Below are 14,832 nucleotides of genomic sequence, written 5' to 3'. Positions count from 1 at the left end.
ACGCGGAACTGCGCGCAATGGTAAGCCGTGGAGGCTGCTTCGTGTCGCCCGCCGCCTCAGGCGCGGCGCGCGACCTTCTGCTCGTCGCCGGCGCGAATCTCCGCCTCCAGCGCTCGGCGATAGCCCTCGCGCTGTTGCAGCCTCTGCCAATAGGCGGCGACGTTCGGACCGAAATCCTTCGCGAGTCCGAGATTTTCCGCGAGCCGCAGCGCATAGCCGATCACCACATCGGCAGCGGTGAAGCGCCCTGCGCACAGCCATTCGGTCTGGCCTGCGGCCGCCTCGACCGCACGCAGCCGGCCGAGAAACCACTTGGCGTAGTCCTCGACCACCTGCGGCTGCCGGCGCTCGTTCGGCTCGAGCGTGCTGTAGCGCAGCACGAGCGTCTGCGGAAAGGTCAGCGTCGCATCGCTGAAGAACATCCAGTTGAGATACGCGCCGTACTCCCGCTCGCCGATATCGAGCACCAGCGGCGTCGGGCCGTATTTGGAGCCGAGGTAGTGGCAGATGCCGGAGGACTCCGTCATCCTGGTGTCGCCGTCGATCAGGAACGGGATGGTGCCGAGCGGGTTGATCGCAAGATACTCCTTGGCGAACATCCGCGGCGGGAACGGCAGCATCTTCAACTCGTAATCGAGCCCGAGTTCTTCCAGCATCCACAGCGGCCGGAACGAGCGCGCGCCATGGCAATGGTACAGCGTGATCATGTGGTTTCCGTCCCTTTCGTTGTTGTTGTCGCCATCGATGACGTCGCCTTATAGCATAGCGCGCCCGTCTCCCCGCGTCCGGGGAGACGTCAGCTCCGCGATCAGTGCGACCGCACCTTCGGAAACGATCACTGTTTCCCTGGCAGCGTCCCCATCATCTTGCACAGGATGCCGAGCATCACTTCGTCGGCCCCGCCGCCGATCGACGTCAGGCGCGAGTCGCGATAGGAACGGCTGACCAGCGTCTCGTTCATGAATCCCATGCCACCCCAGAATTGCAGGCAGGCATCCGGTAGTTCGCGGCCGAGCCGGCCGGCGCGGAGCTTGGCCATCGTCGCGAGTTGCGTGACGTCCTGACCGGCGACCAGCGCTTCGGCGGCGCGATACACCAGCGCACGCAGCAATTCGACCTCGGTCTGCAATTCGGCGAGTCGGAAATGGATCACCTGATTGTCGAGCAGCGGCTTGCCGAACGCCTTGCGGTTGCGGGTGTACTCGATCGTCTCCTGGATCGTTCCCTCGTGCGCCTTCAGGCAGGCAGCCGCGCCCCATAGCCGCTCCTCCTGGAATTGCACCATCTGATAGGTGAATCCCAGTCCCTCTTCGCCGATCCGGTTGCGCTTCGGCACCCGCACCTCGTCGAAGTGAATCTGCGCGGTGTCGGACGAATGCATCCCCATCTTGTCGAGCTTGCGCGCGATGGTGACGCCCTTGCTGTTCATCGGCACGCAGATCAGCGACTTGTTGCGATGGATCGGGCCGTCCCCGGTGTTGCACAGCAGGCAAATCCAGTCGGCCTGAGTGCCGTTGGTGATCCACATCTTGCCGCCGGTGATGACATAGTCGTCGCCGTCGGAGCGCGCGGTGGTCTTGATTGCGGCGACATCGGAGCCGGCTCCGGGCTCGGACACGCCGATGCAGGCGACCATGTCGCCGGCGATCGCGGGCGCCAGAAACTCGCGACGCAATGCGTCGGAGCCGAACTTCGCCAGCGCCGGCGTCGCCATGTCGGTCTGCACGCCGATCGCCATCGGCACGCCGCCGCAATTGATGGCGCCGAGCTCTTCGGCCATCATCAGCGCGTAGGAGTAATCAAGTCCCTGCCCGCCATATTCAACCGGCTTGTTCAGCCCGAGAAAGCCGAGATCGCCGAGCTTCTTGAACAGTTCGTGCGCCGGAAAGATGCCGGCCTTCTCCCATTCATCGACATGGGGGTTGATTTCGGCGGCGATGAATTTCTGCAGGATGCGGCGGGGTTCTTCGTGATCGGCAGTGAACAGCATCTGATTTCTTCCCTGGTCATTCCGGGCGCACGCCGTAGGCGGGCGAACACGGAATCTCGGTTGTTGTTGTCGTTCGTGGTTATCACCGCGGGATTCCGGCTTCGCGCTGCGCGCGCCCCGGAATGACTCCCCTTGGCGCTAAAGCCCCATCTGCCGGCTGGCGAGATCCTTCATGATCTCTTCGGTGCCGCCGCCGATGGCGTTGACCTTGACCTCGCGGTAGATGCGCTCGACCTTGACGCCGCGCATGAAGCCGGCGCCGCCGAAGATCTGCACCGCCTCGGATGCGCAGAACGCCATGGTCTGCGTCGCCTGGTTCTTCAGCATACAAATTTCGGCGATCGGACTTTCGCCCTGCTGCACCCGCCAGGCCAGCAGCTCCAGCATCGCCTGCGACGCCGCGATCCGCTGCGCCATGTCGACCAGCTTGTGACGAATCACCTGATGCTTGGACAGCGGTTTGCCGAAGGTCACGCGCTCCTTCGCGTAAGCCGAAGCCTCGTCGAGGCAGACCCGCGATGCGGCGATGCAGCCTGCCGCCATCGACAGCCGCTCGCTGTTGAAGTTCAGCATGATGATCATGAAGCCGGCGCCTTCCTGCCCCAGCAGATTGCCGGCCGGCACGCGGCAATTGTCGAAATGCAGCGTCGCGGTATCGGACGCCCACCAGCCCATTTTCTTCAGGGACGTCCGCGTCAGCCCGGGCGTATCGCCCGGAATCAACAGCAGGCTGACGCCGCCGGGGCCGTCACCGCCGGTCCGCACCGCGGTGGTGATGTAGTCGGCGCGCATCCCCGAAGTGATGAAGGTCTTCTCGCCGTTGACGATGTAGTGGTCCCCGTCGCGCTTCGCGGTGGTGCGCAGATTGGCGACGTCGGAGCCGCCCGACGGTTCGGTGATCGCCAGTGCCGAGATCTTCTTGCCGGACAGAATCTCGGGCAGCACCCGCGCCTTCAGTGCGGCGGAGCCCGCGCGCGCGATCGGCGGCGCGCCGATCGAATGGCTGTTGAGGCTGGCGCTGACGCCGCCGGCGCCGGCCCGCGCCAGTTCCTGCGTAGCCACGATCCACATGAACTGGTCGGTCGGCGTGCCGCCGTATTCTTCCGGAAAGCCGAGACCGAGCAGTCCGATCGCCGCGGCCTTTTCGTATAGTTCGCGCGGAAAGCCGCCGGCCTCGTCCCACTCAGTGGCGTAAGGCTCGATCTCCTTTTGCACGAAGCGGCGCATCACGTCGCGGAAGGCGATGTGATCGGCGGTATAGAAGAGAGAGTTGGTCAATGTTGCACCCGCGAGCAGTCCGAGGACCGCGAAGATGCCGGGAAAGTGTCAACCTCACTTGCGTCGAGACGCTGACAGAGGCGCGTGGTTCAGCCGACGCGCGCTCGGCTCACGGCCGCTTCTGCTCGGCGATATAGGCGGCGAGGTTCTTGGTCTCGGTGCGGCTCAGCGCCATCCCGGACATTTTCGGATGCGGTTCGAGCAGGAAGGTGGCGAGCGTATGCTCATCGAAACCCGGCCGGGACGCGATCGAGGCGAAAGACGGTGCGAGGTCTGAGCCCTTGCGCTGCTCGTCCGAAACCACGTGGCAGCTGGTGCACCAGCGCTTGGCCAGCGTTTCGCCGTTGTCGGCGTCAGCCGCGAACGATGGAGTGCAAACGCCGGCGAGCAGCAGCAACGGAAGCCCGAAAGTCAAGGCGCGCATGACAACCCCCTCGTGCGGCGGTCCGGCAGGCGTCCGCGCAGAATCAAACCAGAATCATCGCCGCTGTGTACGGCAACTGCTTCTGGGAATAGCACCATGCCTGCCGGTGGCGTACAACAGTTTCCTGCAATGGCGAAAGGTGCTTAATTGACAGCCAATGGCAGCAAACTTCGTCCCTCGTGACCCATGCTGACGGCCCAACGCGATTCGCTTCGTCTGTTGCGCGCGATCCTGATCGCGTCGGCGGTGCTGCCGGTGGCGCTGTTCGGTTACGCGGCCTGGCTCGCCTACCGCTCCAACGACGCCAGCGCCGACGGGCAGATCGACAAGACCCGCGACATCATCACCGAACATGCGCTGAAGATCTTCGAATCGGTGGAGCGCTCGATCGCGGAAACCGGCGAGGTCATCCGCGACATGACGGACGATCAGATCCGCGCCAATGAGGGCGCGCTTCACGCCCGGCTGAACCGATTGGTTGGCGGCTCCGATCAGATCAAGTCGATGTGGATATTCGACAAGGACGGGCAGACGCTGGTCAACACCCTGCTTTACCCGTCGCCGCGAACCCAATTCTCCGATCGCGACTACTTCAAAGCGCATGTCGGCAAGGATATCGGCCTGTTCGTGGGCCGCGCGCTGCAGCCGCGCCCGCCCTATGGCGGCGCCCCGTTCTTCAGCGTCAGCGTGCGCCGCAACGCGCCGGACGGCAGCTTCGCCGGTGCGATCCAGACTTCGATTCTGCCCGAGTATTTCGAGCGCTTCTACGCCAAGGTCGGCCGCGAGAGCGGCAGCTATGCGGCGCTTGTTCGCGAGGACGGCGCCATCCTCGCCCGCTTCCCCGCCATCGAACGTCCCGACCTGACGGAGAAGTCGGACGGCCTGATCGGCAGCGCGATGACCGCCGGCAGCATCGAGGGCACCGTGACCCAGGTCTCCCCGCTGGACGGAATCGAGCGGCGCGTCGCCTATCGCAAGCTGCCGAAACTTCCCGTCTATGTGTATGCAGGGCTGGAGACCAAGGCGATCCGGACAACGTGGCTGTCGCAGCTCGGCGCCTATCTGCTGGTCGGCCTGCCTGCCACCGCCGCACTGATTGCGATCGTGATGCTCGCGCTCGCACGAACGCGCCGGCTCTATGAAGAAGCCAGCCGGCGCGAGGTGGCCGAGAACGCGCTGAAGCAATCCCAGCGCCTGGAATCGCTCGGCCGCCTCACCGGCGGCGTCGCGCATGACTTCAACAATCTCCTGATGGTGGTCGGCGGTTCGGTTCAGAAACTACGGCGGCGGCACAACGATCTGCAGGACCGCCGGACCTTCGACATGATCGATTCCGCAGTCGCCAAGGGCGCCGGCCTGACCAGGCAATTGCTGTCGTTTTCGCGCCGCCACAATGTCGCGGCCAAGCTGGTCGACCTCGGTGACAGCGTCACCAAATTCGCCGACGTCCTGCGCCAGTCGGTGCGCAGCGACATCGCCATCGAAATCGATCCGCCTGACGAACCGATCATTGTCCAGATCGATCCCAATGAATTCGAGATCGCGCTGCTCAACCTCGCGCTCAACGCCCGCGATGCGATGCCGGACGGCGGCCGTATCACGATTTCGATCAGGACGGAGACACTGAAGAACTTCGGGCCGCGCCGGCTGACCGGCGACTATGCCGTTCTCGGATTCGCCGACACCGGCTTCGGCATTGCCGAAGAGATCCGCGACCGCATCTTCGAACCTTTCTTCACCACCAAGCCGGTCGACCGCGGCACCGGCCTCGGCCTCAGCCAGATCTACGGCTTCGCTCAGCAGTCGAATGGGGCGATCACGGTCGACAGCCACATCGGTCGCGGCACGCGCTTCGACCTTTTCCTGCCGCGTTCGACGGAGCGCCCGGAACAGGATCCCGACGTCCCCGATGCGGCGCCCGCGCAGGCGAAGTCGTCGACGCTGCTGCTGGTGGAGGACCATCCGGATGTGGCGGCAATCGCCACCGACTATGCGGAGCAATGCGGCTTCACAGTCGTCAAAGTCAGCTCTGCGGAAGACGCGATCGATCTGCTCAACAAGCGCAAGGACATCGATCTGGTGTTCAGCGACATCGTGATGCCGGGAATGAGCGGGCTCGAACTCGGGCGACTGATCCGCGAACACCATCCGGAGACGCCGGTTGTGCTGGCTTCGGGTTACAGCGACCGCAGCGCATCCGCGCTGAGCGAAGGATTCCCGCTGCTGCAGAAGCCTTACACGCTGGAGACGTTGCGCAAGGCGCTGATCCTTGCGCTGCAAAGCGCAGAGACGACACATATCTAGATCAGGATGACTGATCTTCGAACCGTCATCCTGATCCAAGCTCCTGTTTGGGGATGATCATTTCCTGAAAACCGGGGTTCAATTTCGGTGTCAATTTTTTCTGTAGCGTTTTCGAGCGAAGTGGACACCGGTTCGCGTGCAGAAAATGCGTCAGAACAAAAGATAGAGCTCCGGTTTGATTCGATCAGAACCGGAAACGCTTTAGGCACGCGCCAGGAAAGAACAAGCGCCTAGAACGACCGAAGGCGGCAGCGCTGTGCGCTACCGCCTTCGGTTTCACGAGATCGGCTGAGCCGATCCCGCGCAGTTTCCCGGTGCTTACCAGTGGCGATGATGATGATGACCATGTCCGAACCGGCCGCCGATATGGCCGGCGCGGATCACGGGCGCACCGTAGTAACCATAGGACTGGCGATAGCCGCCATAGGGCCGGTAGTAGCCGCCGCCTCGGTAGTAGCCACCGCCTCGGTAATAGCCGCCACCGCCGTAGTAGACTGCCCGCGGACGGGCATAGTAACGCGGACCGGCATAACCCCAGCCACCGCCGCCATAATAGCCCGGGCTGCCATAGTAGCCGGCGTATCGCGGACCGTAATAGGACGATCGGTAATACGGCCCCCCGCCATAATAGCCGTAACCAGGACCATAGGCGTAGGAATTGGACGCGACGCCGGCGATCAGCGCGCCGGCTGCGAGCCCGCCGATCAGGCCGGGGCCGAAACCGTCATACGCCTGTGCAGGCGCCGAGGCTGTCGCCACCACGAAGGTGGCCGCAGCGCCAAGAACCAGAGCTGTCTTCTTCATGTCGAAACCTCATGCAACGTTGCCGTCGATCGATAACCGCAAGGAACTTCAAAAGTTGCGGGAACCCGGCGCAAGACACCCACAAAAAGTGTTGTTTGAATGGAAATCCGAGCGAAAAGCCGCGACACGTCGACGCGACCGCGAGCGGGATGCTACGGCTTCTGCGATGGCGCCGGCGGCTGGGCGGTGACGATGGCGAATTTTTTCAGCTCGTCCGGCTTGAACACGAACAGCCGATCCTTCGGCGTCTCCATTGCGTGGATCCAGACCTGAAGGTCGATTCCCATGTCGGCCAGATAACGCTGGCAACGCGCAGAGATTCGCTGCGCGTCGCTCATCTCGTCGCGGGGCATCGGGCCAGACGTCGCGGTTTTCGCCGCGAAGACCTGATGCACACCGATTGCGGCCTTGTCGCCGGCGCGGCGCTCGACGCCACCGAAGAACACCAGTGGACAGGACGACGCGCAATATCTGCCGGCCTCGACGAAGGTCGCGAGCTTGCGGTCGCGGATCAGTCGCCCCATCGTCAGCGCATCGCTGACCGAGCCGCCCGGCGAATTCAGCACCACGGTCTTGATGTACTCGCCATGACGCTCGATCGCCTTGGCGAAAGCCTCGGCCGTGCCGGGCGTGATCGTGCCGGTGGCGGTGAGCCGCCCACCGCTGACCAGTTCGAACGTCATTCCCTTGCCGAGCACGCCGTCCGGTTGCGGCAGCGGCGCGAGGCGATCGCCACCCGGCAGCCAAGGCGACAGGATCGCCGGCAGCGCCGGCAGATCGCCCGGCATGATCTCGCGTTGTTCGGCGGGCGTCGACGCCAGATCCGCCGGCGCAATCCAGCCATTAGCGCTGGCGAGATCGAACGCCAAGGCGCCGATCGAGACTGCGACCAGCCCACGGAACAGCAAGCGCAGCACCGCATCGTCCGGATTGCCGGCCATCCATTGCTGGAAGCGCTCCGCCATGCCGCCCATCGACCGACCGCGCTTACTTGACGTGCCGCGCTGACGACAGCGCGGTGACGTTCTCGTCCAACGCTGCGACAGCCGGCTCGGCAGGTGCCGCCGCCGGCGCCGTGGCCGGTTCGCTGACCCCCGGCTCGACCGGCGCATGCGCGGCGCGGCTCGCCTGCTCGACCTCGCGCGCCATCCTCAGCGCCGTCATCATCTCGGCCGCGGTCATCGCAGATGCGCTCGCTGCCGGCAGGCCCTCGCGCCGGATGGCGGCGTGTACGACGCACAGGATCAGCACCAGCACCGCAGGCATCAGATCGATCGAGATCGCGCCAGCCCAACTCGGAATGAAATCGCCGGCATAATGCAGCACGGCTTCGGCCGGCGACATCGCCTGGAACCGCGCCGACTCGATCCGCGGCATAGCGAGGATCTTGTCCGCGGCGCCCGCGAGCGACGCCGCCTGCGCCGCGATAGCGCTCTCGACCTTGCCGACCACCGCCGTCTGGCGTTCGGCGAGATCGGCGCTGCGGCCGCCGGCCGCGGGCGCGATGAACGACGACGACAACGAGGTCGCCGCCCGCCTGACTGCGGGCGCGACCGAAGTCTGCTGCAGATTGGCGATGACTCCCATCAGCGCCAGGGATTCGGTCGCGAAGCCGTCGCTGCGCTCGCTGATCGGGCCGCGGTCCGACACCAACTCGCGCATCTTGGCGAGGTGTTTTCCGCCCTCCTCGAACAGCGCCGAGACGCGCTTGCCCGAAGCTTCGACTTCCTTACCGAGGCTGTCGAGCTGGCCGGACATCTGGGTCAGAAGCTGCACCACCGTGCCCGATCCTGACGTACCCGTGAGCGAGCCGGCGCGTTCGGCGTCGGCCAGCTTGGCAAAGCGTGACGACGCGATCTGGATATCCGGCAGCAGCCCCTGCGCGGCGATCGCGTTGGTGTTGGCGGCGTCGAGATCGCGGGTGTAGTTCTGCACCGTGATCGCCAGATGCTGGCGGATCGCGGCGGCGCCGGCCAGCGCCGAGGCGTTCAACCAGGACGACATTGCCACGATCATCAGCGAGCCGAGAATCATGCAGCCGAACATCAAGGCGCGGCCGGTTCGATCGACGACATGCGGCATGAACTGCATCAGGAACACCCAGAAGGCGTAGATGCCGACCGACACCGCGACCGAATAGATCAGCGCCGCGAAGAACACCGTGGTCGGGCTGCCGTTGAGCAGCTCGCGCACGCCGAGATAAGTGTAGACGCCCGCGGCCAGCGCCAGGATCGCCGTGGTGAGCTTGAGCATCACCTCGAGCCGGGCGACGCCGCGCGACAGCAACAGCGACGCGGGAACTGGTGCCCCGACGGAATGCGAGTTCGTTGAGGACGACGGAACAGCGGCCGGATCGGCGGCAAGGGGCATGGGCATATCCGAATGGTGCGACACTGCGCACGACCAACGCCCCCGTGGGTTCGTACGCCGCAACGCTTAGTTGCGGAATCGGACCAGATTATGGTGACGCCGCAACAGCGCCATGCGTGAGAACGCCTTCGGTCGCTCAGAAATGCGCGTTGATCCGCAGCATCGCCTGATGGCGCTCGAAATGATCGAGGTTGAACCGCCGGCCGTCGCCGATCGCGCGGCCCGCGACCTGGACCTGCCAGGTGCCCGACAGCCCAAGTGTATGGGTGAGATTGTAGGAGAAGGTCGGACCGACATAGACCGCTTCGCCGGCGAGACGGTCGAGTCCGCCGCCCGCATAGCTGCGCAGGTAGCGTGTCCCGACGCCGACCACCAGGCCCGGCTCTATCTGGTAAGACAGCGCGCCGTGCAGCGCGAATTCGGAATCGTGAGCGCTGAGGCCGGTCGCAAGCTCGCGCGTGACGCCGGTCGCATACCAGACGTTGAACGCGGCGAACCAGCGATCGGTGACCAGTTCCCGGTCGAACAGAGCCGCAAACTCGCCGCCATATTGCTCGACGCGCCGGCCACTGGCGTCGTCGACCCAACTCCATCCCGGCTGCGCGTGCAGCGTCAGCCCGAACGGTGCGGTCGCGCGGTCGACGAGCTTGTAGCGGAACTCCATCGTCGCACCGTTAAAGCTGACATGGTGACGATCGTCGAAGCCCGCGACGCCGTCGATCCGCTGCGCGCCGATCGCAAAGCCCGGCGCAATCCGGAATCGATCAGTCAGGGTGTATTTGACCTGGTTGAGCGTCGCCAGCGTCGCGTAGCTGCCGTCGCGCTTGCCAAACGCCCCGACATTTTCCATCTCGAGTTCGACCTCGCCCGTTCGCCCGATGTCCGACCCCATACTGAAGCCGAAGATGTGCTCCGTGTCGACGTCGTCCGCATGAACCGAGGCCGCGGCATTCCCCGAAGGCTTGCCGCCAGTCGGCAATGCCAGGATCGGTTTGCCCCCGGCGCGCAAGGGCTCCTCCTGCCCGGCGAAGGCCGGCACAGCGCCGGGCAAACCGAGGAACAGCGTGGCTGCGGACAGGAGCGCCGTCAGCGCGCGCGGACATCGCAGGGCCGCCGCAACGGCGGTCAGGGGGCCAGACGATAACCTTTCCGTCGGAGCGACGGCGTCGAATTCCCACAAAAACCTCATATTATGCAGCATTATCAACTGCATCGACCTTCCCCACGGCGATTGTCGACTTGATCTTTCTTGCATATGCAAATCATTAGCATAAAGGAGTGGAACTGGAAAGCGATCATGACGTCCCGCTCTACGGCCCCGCAACGGGGCATCGAACGCTCGCCTCACGGAAATTGATAGTCGAAAAAGAAAGCCCCGGGGCTGGCGGGGAAAGCCCCGGGGCTGGTCACCGCCGACCGGGGGAGGTCTCGGCGCTGACAAATCGGCGCACTGCGCGTCGGATCAGATCATTCCGATCCAGGCCAGCAGGCGGCTATTGCAGAGAGCTGGCGACATTCGTGTACATCGCCCCGGTTTGCACCCCGAGACCGTTGACGACCGAGACGATGACCAAACAAATCCCGCCGGCAATGATGGCGTACTCGATCGAGGTGGCGCCGCGGCGGTCCGCGAAAAATCGGTTGAGAAGCGAACCCATGACCATTTCCTTTTCCGAGCACGGAGGTGATGCACCTCCGCTGCGGAAAGGGAAAGCGAGAGCTTTGAGGGTGGTTGGCCGGCTGCTAACCAACAGCGCGCGATGAGAGGCCGTGAATTTACTTGAAATCAATGCGCGCTGAACCGACAAAGCGCCCGCAACGTATCGACCCGAACGCAACCTGTCCCCTGCTCCACCCGATTGCGATTCGTCAGCATACGAATGGCTCCGGCCGCACCCTTTACGCACGCAGCCCCGCCCAATACCGTCGTTTTTCCGATCCTTTGCGGTGCATCTCCGAATGAGCCGAGCCAGCAGTTTCATCCCACGCCTCGAATCGATGCGCGGCGTCGCCGCACTGCTGGTCGCGGCGTCGCACGTGGTTCAGGCGCCGACGGGGGCGAATACCGGATTGCTGACCAACCCCGGCATCGAACTCGATGAGTTGAGCCGTTTCGCCTACCGGACGATCGTGCATTGCGTCGACGGGCTTCAGGCGGTGATCTTCTTCTTCGTCCTCAGCGGGTTCGTGCTGACCCGTTCATTGGCGAAAGAAACCCACCCGTCGTTTGCGCAAGCGGCGGACTTCGGGATCGCACGGCTGTTCAGGCTGTATCCGGCGATCATCTTTGCGATCGGCCTGTTCGCCATCGCGATGGCGCTCGCCGGCGCGACCATCCCGCTGTCCACCGTGCTGAAGAACATGGCGCTGATCGACACCTCGCTCAACGGCGTGATGTGGTCGCTGCAGCTCGAGATGCTCGCGATCCCGTTGATCTACACGATGTATTGTCTGCTGATCCGCCGCACAGCGCTCGGCATCACGCTGTCGATTGCGATCTCGCTGACCCTGGTGGTCGTGTCGTTCGATCCGGCCATCCACAAAATTCTCGGCGATCCGCCGCTGCAATTCTACTACGCCTTCACCTTCGGCTGTTTCTGCGCCGTAGCGTCGGGACGGCTGGCGTCGCGGCTGTCACCGACCCAGGTCAATGTCGCGCTCGCGGTCTTCCTTATTCTGTTCTTCACAGCGCGTCCGCTGCTGGGCCCCGCCTCGACCTGGCGCTTTCTGGTCAATTCAATGTGCGCGTGGATGCTGATCCATCTGGTCGCCTACGGTCCGCGCGCGTCCTTGCTCAATCTCCTCGATCATCCGATCGCGCATTGGCTGGGCAAGCTGTCGTTCAGCTACTACCTGTTCCATTTCCTGACGATCACGCCGGTGTGGAATCATCCGGAGTTTCTGATCTGGATGATCCAGGATGTCGGACTGCCGCGGCTGGTGGTCGCTCTTCTGCTCTTCGTCGTGAGCACGGCGGTCGCGTTGGCGCTTGCCAACATTTGCCACAATTTCGTCGAACTGCCCGGAATTCGCCTTGGGCAACGCGTCCGCGCCCTGCTCGTCCCGCGGCCGCCGGCGGGCTGAAGTCTGGGGAAAAGATTCGCCGGTCTCCGATTGCGGCGGCGCCTGCCCCCGTGCGCCCCGGCGTGCGCGCAGACGGCTGTGGGCCGCCGCACGGACGCCGTCCACCTCGATCCCGAGATGTCGTACGGTGCCTTCGATTCGCCGCGCATGCGGTGATCATATCGATCTCCTCGCCCACCCTTTCGAGAGACCTTCAGTGCCGAAAATCGCGTCCGTCATCGCTACAGAACTCGCCGTCCGTGAAGAGCAGGTCCAGGCCGCCATCGACCTGCTCGACGGCGGATCGACCGTCCCGTTCATCGCGCGATATCGCAAGGAAGCGACGGGGATGCTGGACGACTCGCAATTGCGGACGCTGGAAGAACGGCTGAGCTATCTGCGCGAGATGGACGCGCGCCGGATCACGATCATCGACAGCATCAAGCAACAGGGCAAGCTGACACCCGAGATCGAGAAAGCCCTGCTTGCGGCGGACACCAAGGCGCGGCTCGAAGACATCTATTTGCCGTTCAAGGAGAAGCGTCGCACCAAGGCGCAGATCGCACGCGAGGCCGGGCTCGAGCCGCTCGCCGAGATGCTGCTGTTGAATCCCGACAAGCATCCGGAGACCGAGGCCGCGGCTTACGTAAAAACCGACGGCGAGCATCCGGTTGCGGACGTCAAGGCCGCACTGGAAGGCGCCCGCTCGATTCTGGTCGAGCGCTTCTCCGAGCACGCTGACCTCACCGGCAGTCTGCGTGAAGCGATGTGGAGCCGCGGCAAGATCAAGGCCTCCGTTCGCGACGGCAAGAAGACCTCCGGCGCGAAGTTCGCGGATTATTTCGATTTCTCCGAGCCCTACGAGAAACTGCCGTCCCACCGAATTCTGGCGCTGCTGCGCGGTGAGAAAGAGGAGGTGCTGGCGCTGGATTTCGGCGACGGCGAGGATCCCGATTCGAAAGAGCCGACACAATACGAGAACCGCATCGCGGCGACTTTCAGCATTTCGCGCAAAGGCCGGCCGGCAGATTCCTTCCTGTCTGATTGCGTGCGCTGGGCGTGGCGCACCCGAATCAAGACCGGGCTTGCGCTCGACATGCGGATGCGGCTTTGGCAGCAGGCCGAGAAGGAAGCGGTGCGGGTGTTCGCCGCCAATCTGCGCGACCTGTTGCTCGCCGCCCCCGCAGGCGGACGCGCGACGCTGGGCCTCGATCCGGGCTTTCGCACCGGTGTGAAGGTCGCCGTGATCGACCAGACCGGCAAGTTCGTCGACCACACCACGATTTATCCGCACGAGCCGGCGCGAAAATGGAACGAGAGCATGTTCGAGCTCGCGCAGCTCTGCGTGAAGCACCGCATCGAACTGGTCGCGATCGGCAACGGCACCGCATCGCGCGAGACCGAAAAGCTCGTCGCCGACCTGATGAAACTCAAACCTGAACTGAAGCTCACCAAGGCGATCGTCTCCGAAGCCGGAGCTTCGGTGTACTCGGCGTCCGAATTTGCCTCCAAGGAGTTTCCCGATCTCGACGTCTCGATCCGCGGCGCGGTCTCGATCGCGCGGCGGCTGCAGGACCCGCTCGGCGAACTCGTGAAGGTGCCGCCGCAATCGATCGGCGTCGGTCAGTATCAACATGATCTCAATCAGTACACGCTGTCGCGCGCGCTCGACGCCACGGTTGAAGACTGCGTCAACGCGGTCGGCGTCGATCTCAACACCGCCTCGGCGCCGCTTCTCGCACGCGTCTCCGGCATTGGCGACACCCTCGCGACGAACATCGTCGCGCACCGCGACGCCAACGGCCCCTTCCCGAGCCGCGCCAAGCTCAAGGAAGTGCCGCGGCTCGGCCCGAAGGCGTTCGAGCAATGCGCCGGCTTCCTGCGGATTCGCGACGGCGAGAACCCGCTCGACGCGTCCGGCGTGCATCCCGAGGCCTACCCGCTGGTGAAGAAGATTCTGGCGGCGACCAAAAGCGACATCAAGGCGCTGATCGGCCAGACCAGCAAATTGAAGTCGCTGCAGCCGGCGTCCTTCGCCGACGACAAATTCGGCATCCCGACGGTGACCGACATTCTGAAGGAACTGGAGAAGCCCGGCCGCGATCCGCGCCCCGAATTCAAGACGGCGACTTTCCAGGAAGGCGTCGAGAAGATCACCGACCTCAAGCCCGGCATGATCCTCGAGGCGACGATTACCAACGTCGCGGCATTCGGCGCCTTCGCCGATATCGGTGTGCATCAGGACGGCCTGATCCACATCTCCGCGATGTCCGAGCGGCGCATCAACGACCCCCGCGAGGTTGTGAAGCCGGGCCAGGTGGTGAAGGTCAAGGTTCTGGAGGTCGACGTGCCACGCAATCGGATCGGGCTGACCTTGCGGCTTGCCGATCCGATTCCAGCGGCCGGCGAACGCCGGCAGAGCGGCGGCGGCGGCAACGCCAAGCTGGTCGAGCGCCATCGTCCGCGCCCCGAGCCGGCGGGCGGTGGCGCCCTGGCCGCCGCGCTGGCAAAGGCCGCCGAAAGCAGCAAGAACCGATCGAAGTAACCTGCAAAGCGGGCCGCCGCGGTCCTGAGACGTGAAAAGGCATCGCCGGCTATG

At 64.2% G+C, this 14,832-nt stretch carries 12 protein-coding genes; 3 read left to right on the top strand and 9 right to left on the bottom strand.

All coding sequences use genetic code 11. From position 1 onward, the window contains the following. Positions 1-56 precede the first annotated feature (56 nt). The 4 genes from BMY71_RS10950 to BMY71_RS10935 all read right to left on the bottom strand — a co-directional run bounded on the left by BMY71_RS10950 (position 57) and on the right by BMY71_RS10935 (position 3,692). A complete protein-coding gene (locus tag BMY71_RS10950; RefSeq protein ID WP_092683648.1) occupies positions 57-707 on the bottom strand; it encodes a glutathione S-transferase family protein in 651 nt (216 codons plus the stop codon). A 128-nt stretch (positions 708-835) separates the two neighbouring features. Continuing rightward, positions 836-1,990 carry an acyl-CoA dehydrogenase family protein gene (locus BMY71_RS10945; protein ID WP_011502616.1) on the bottom strand — a complete coding sequence of 385 codons (1,155 nt, stop codon included), beginning with the start codon at positions 1,988-1,990 and terminating at the stop codon, positions 836-838. Between the two features lie 138 nt (positions 1,991-2,128). Next, positions 2,129-3,268, bottom strand: a complete 1,140-nt coding sequence (locus BMY71_RS10940) for an acyl-CoA dehydrogenase family protein (protein ID WP_011502615.1) — start codon at positions 3,266-3,268, stop codon at positions 2,129-2,131. Between the two features lie 109 nt (positions 3,269-3,377). Next, a complete protein-coding gene (locus tag BMY71_RS10935; RefSeq protein ID WP_011502614.1) occupies positions 3,378-3,692 on the bottom strand; it encodes a c-type cytochrome in 315 nt (104 codons plus the stop codon). 186 nt (positions 3,693-3,878) lie between these two features. On the opposite strand from BMY71_RS10935, the gene BMY71_RS10930 reads away from it, so the two are divergent. After that, positions 3,879-5,996 (top strand): hybrid sensor histidine kinase/response regulator, encoded by a 2,118-nt coding sequence (locus BMY71_RS10930; RefSeq protein WP_011502613.1) that lies wholly within the window; start codon positions 3,879-3,881, stop codon positions 5,994-5,996. A 318-nt stretch (positions 5,997-6,314) separates the two neighbouring features. Here BMY71_RS10930 and BMY71_RS10925 read toward each other — a convergent pair whose 3' ends face one another. The 5 genes from BMY71_RS10925 to BMY71_RS10905 all read right to left on the bottom strand — a co-directional run bounded on the left by BMY71_RS10925 (position 6,315) and on the right by BMY71_RS10905 (position 10,828). Next, complete coding sequence (locus BMY71_RS10925) at positions 6,315-6,800, bottom strand: hypothetical protein (RefSeq protein ID WP_092683646.1); 486 nt, start codon at positions 6,798-6,800, stop codon at positions 6,315-6,317. A gap of 152 nt (positions 6,801-6,952) precedes the next feature. Further along, a complete protein-coding gene (locus BMY71_RS10920) occupies positions 6,953-7,774 on the bottom strand; it encodes a COG3904 family protein (RefSeq protein WP_092683644.1) in 822 nt (273 codons plus the stop codon). 13 nt (positions 7,775-7,787) lie between these two features. Next, on the bottom strand, positions 7,788-9,170 hold the full coding sequence (locus BMY71_RS10915; protein ID WP_092683642.1) for a hypothetical protein: 1,383 nt from the start codon (positions 9,168-9,170) through the stop codon (positions 7,788-7,790). Between the two features lie 136 nt (positions 9,171-9,306). Next, the gene (locus BMY71_RS10910; protein WP_347336027.1) at positions 9,307-10,179 is read right to left on the bottom strand and encodes a DUF6662 family protein; all 873 of its coding nucleotides are present in this window, start codon (positions 10,177-10,179) and stop codon (positions 9,307-9,309) included. 484 nt (positions 10,180-10,663) lie between these two features. Further along, entirely contained in the window at positions 10,664-10,828 is a 165-nt protein-coding gene (locus tag BMY71_RS10905; RefSeq protein ID WP_244526025.1) for a Flp family type IVb pilin, read from the bottom strand. Between the two features lie 301 nt (positions 10,829-11,129). Between BMY71_RS10905 and BMY71_RS10900 the strand changes: the two genes are divergently transcribed. Together BMY71_RS10900 and BMY71_RS10895 are read left to right on the top strand one after the other, a co-directional pair. Next, positions 11,130-12,254, top strand: coding sequence for an acyltransferase family protein (locus BMY71_RS10900; RefSeq protein ID WP_092683636.1), 1,125 nt, complete (start codon positions 11,130-11,132; stop codon positions 12,252-12,254). Between the two features lie 196 nt (positions 12,255-12,450). Next, entirely contained in the window at positions 12,451-14,778 is a 2,328-nt protein-coding gene (locus BMY71_RS10895; protein WP_092683634.1) for a Tex family protein, read from the top strand. Positions 14,779-14,832: the final 54 nt, after the last annotated feature.

This window comes from Rhodopseudomonas pseudopalustris (assembly GCF_900110435.1).
GTDB classification, from domain to species: domain Bacteria; phylum Pseudomonadota; class Alphaproteobacteria; order Rhizobiales; family Xanthobacteraceae; genus Rhodopseudomonas; species Rhodopseudomonas pseudopalustris.
This window is presented reverse-complemented; position numbering and strand designations above follow the sequence as displayed.

Bases quoted from the DNA above. Each gene is read 5' to 3' on its own strand.
- BMY71_RS10950 (WP_092683648.1), bottom strand. From the start codon at position 707: ATGATCACGCTGTACCATTGCCATGGCGCGCGCTCGTTCCGGCCGCTG.
- BMY71_RS10930 (WP_011502613.1), top strand. From the start codon at position 3,879: ATGCTGACGGCCCAACGCGATTCGCTTCGTCTGTTGCGCGCGATCCTG.
- BMY71_RS10915 (WP_092683642.1), bottom strand. From the start codon at position 9,170: ATGCCCCTTGCCGCCGATCCGGCCGCTGTTCCGTCGTCCTCAACGAAC.
- BMY71_RS10920 (WP_092683644.1), bottom strand. From the start codon at position 7,774: ATGGGCGGCATGGCGGAGCGCTTCCAGCAATGGATGGCCGGCAATCCG.
- BMY71_RS10925 (WP_092683646.1), bottom strand. From the start codon at position 6,800: ATGAAGAAGACAGCTCTGGTTCTTGGCGCTGCGGCCACCTTCGTGGTG.
- BMY71_RS10945 (WP_011502616.1), bottom strand. From the start codon at position 1,990: ATGCTGTTCACTGCCGATCACGAAGAACCCCGCCGCATCCTGCAGAAA.
- BMY71_RS10935 (WP_011502614.1), bottom strand. From the start codon at position 3,692: ATGCGCGCCTTGACTTTCGGGCTTCCGTTGCTGCTGCTCGCCGGCGTT.
- BMY71_RS10905 (WP_244526025.1), bottom strand. From the start codon at position 10,828: ATGGGTTCGCTTCTCAACCGATTTTTCGCGGACCGCCGCGGCGCCACC.
- BMY71_RS10900 (WP_092683636.1), top strand. From the start codon at position 11,130: ATGAGCCGAGCCAGCAGTTTCATCCCACGCCTCGAATCGATGCGCGGC.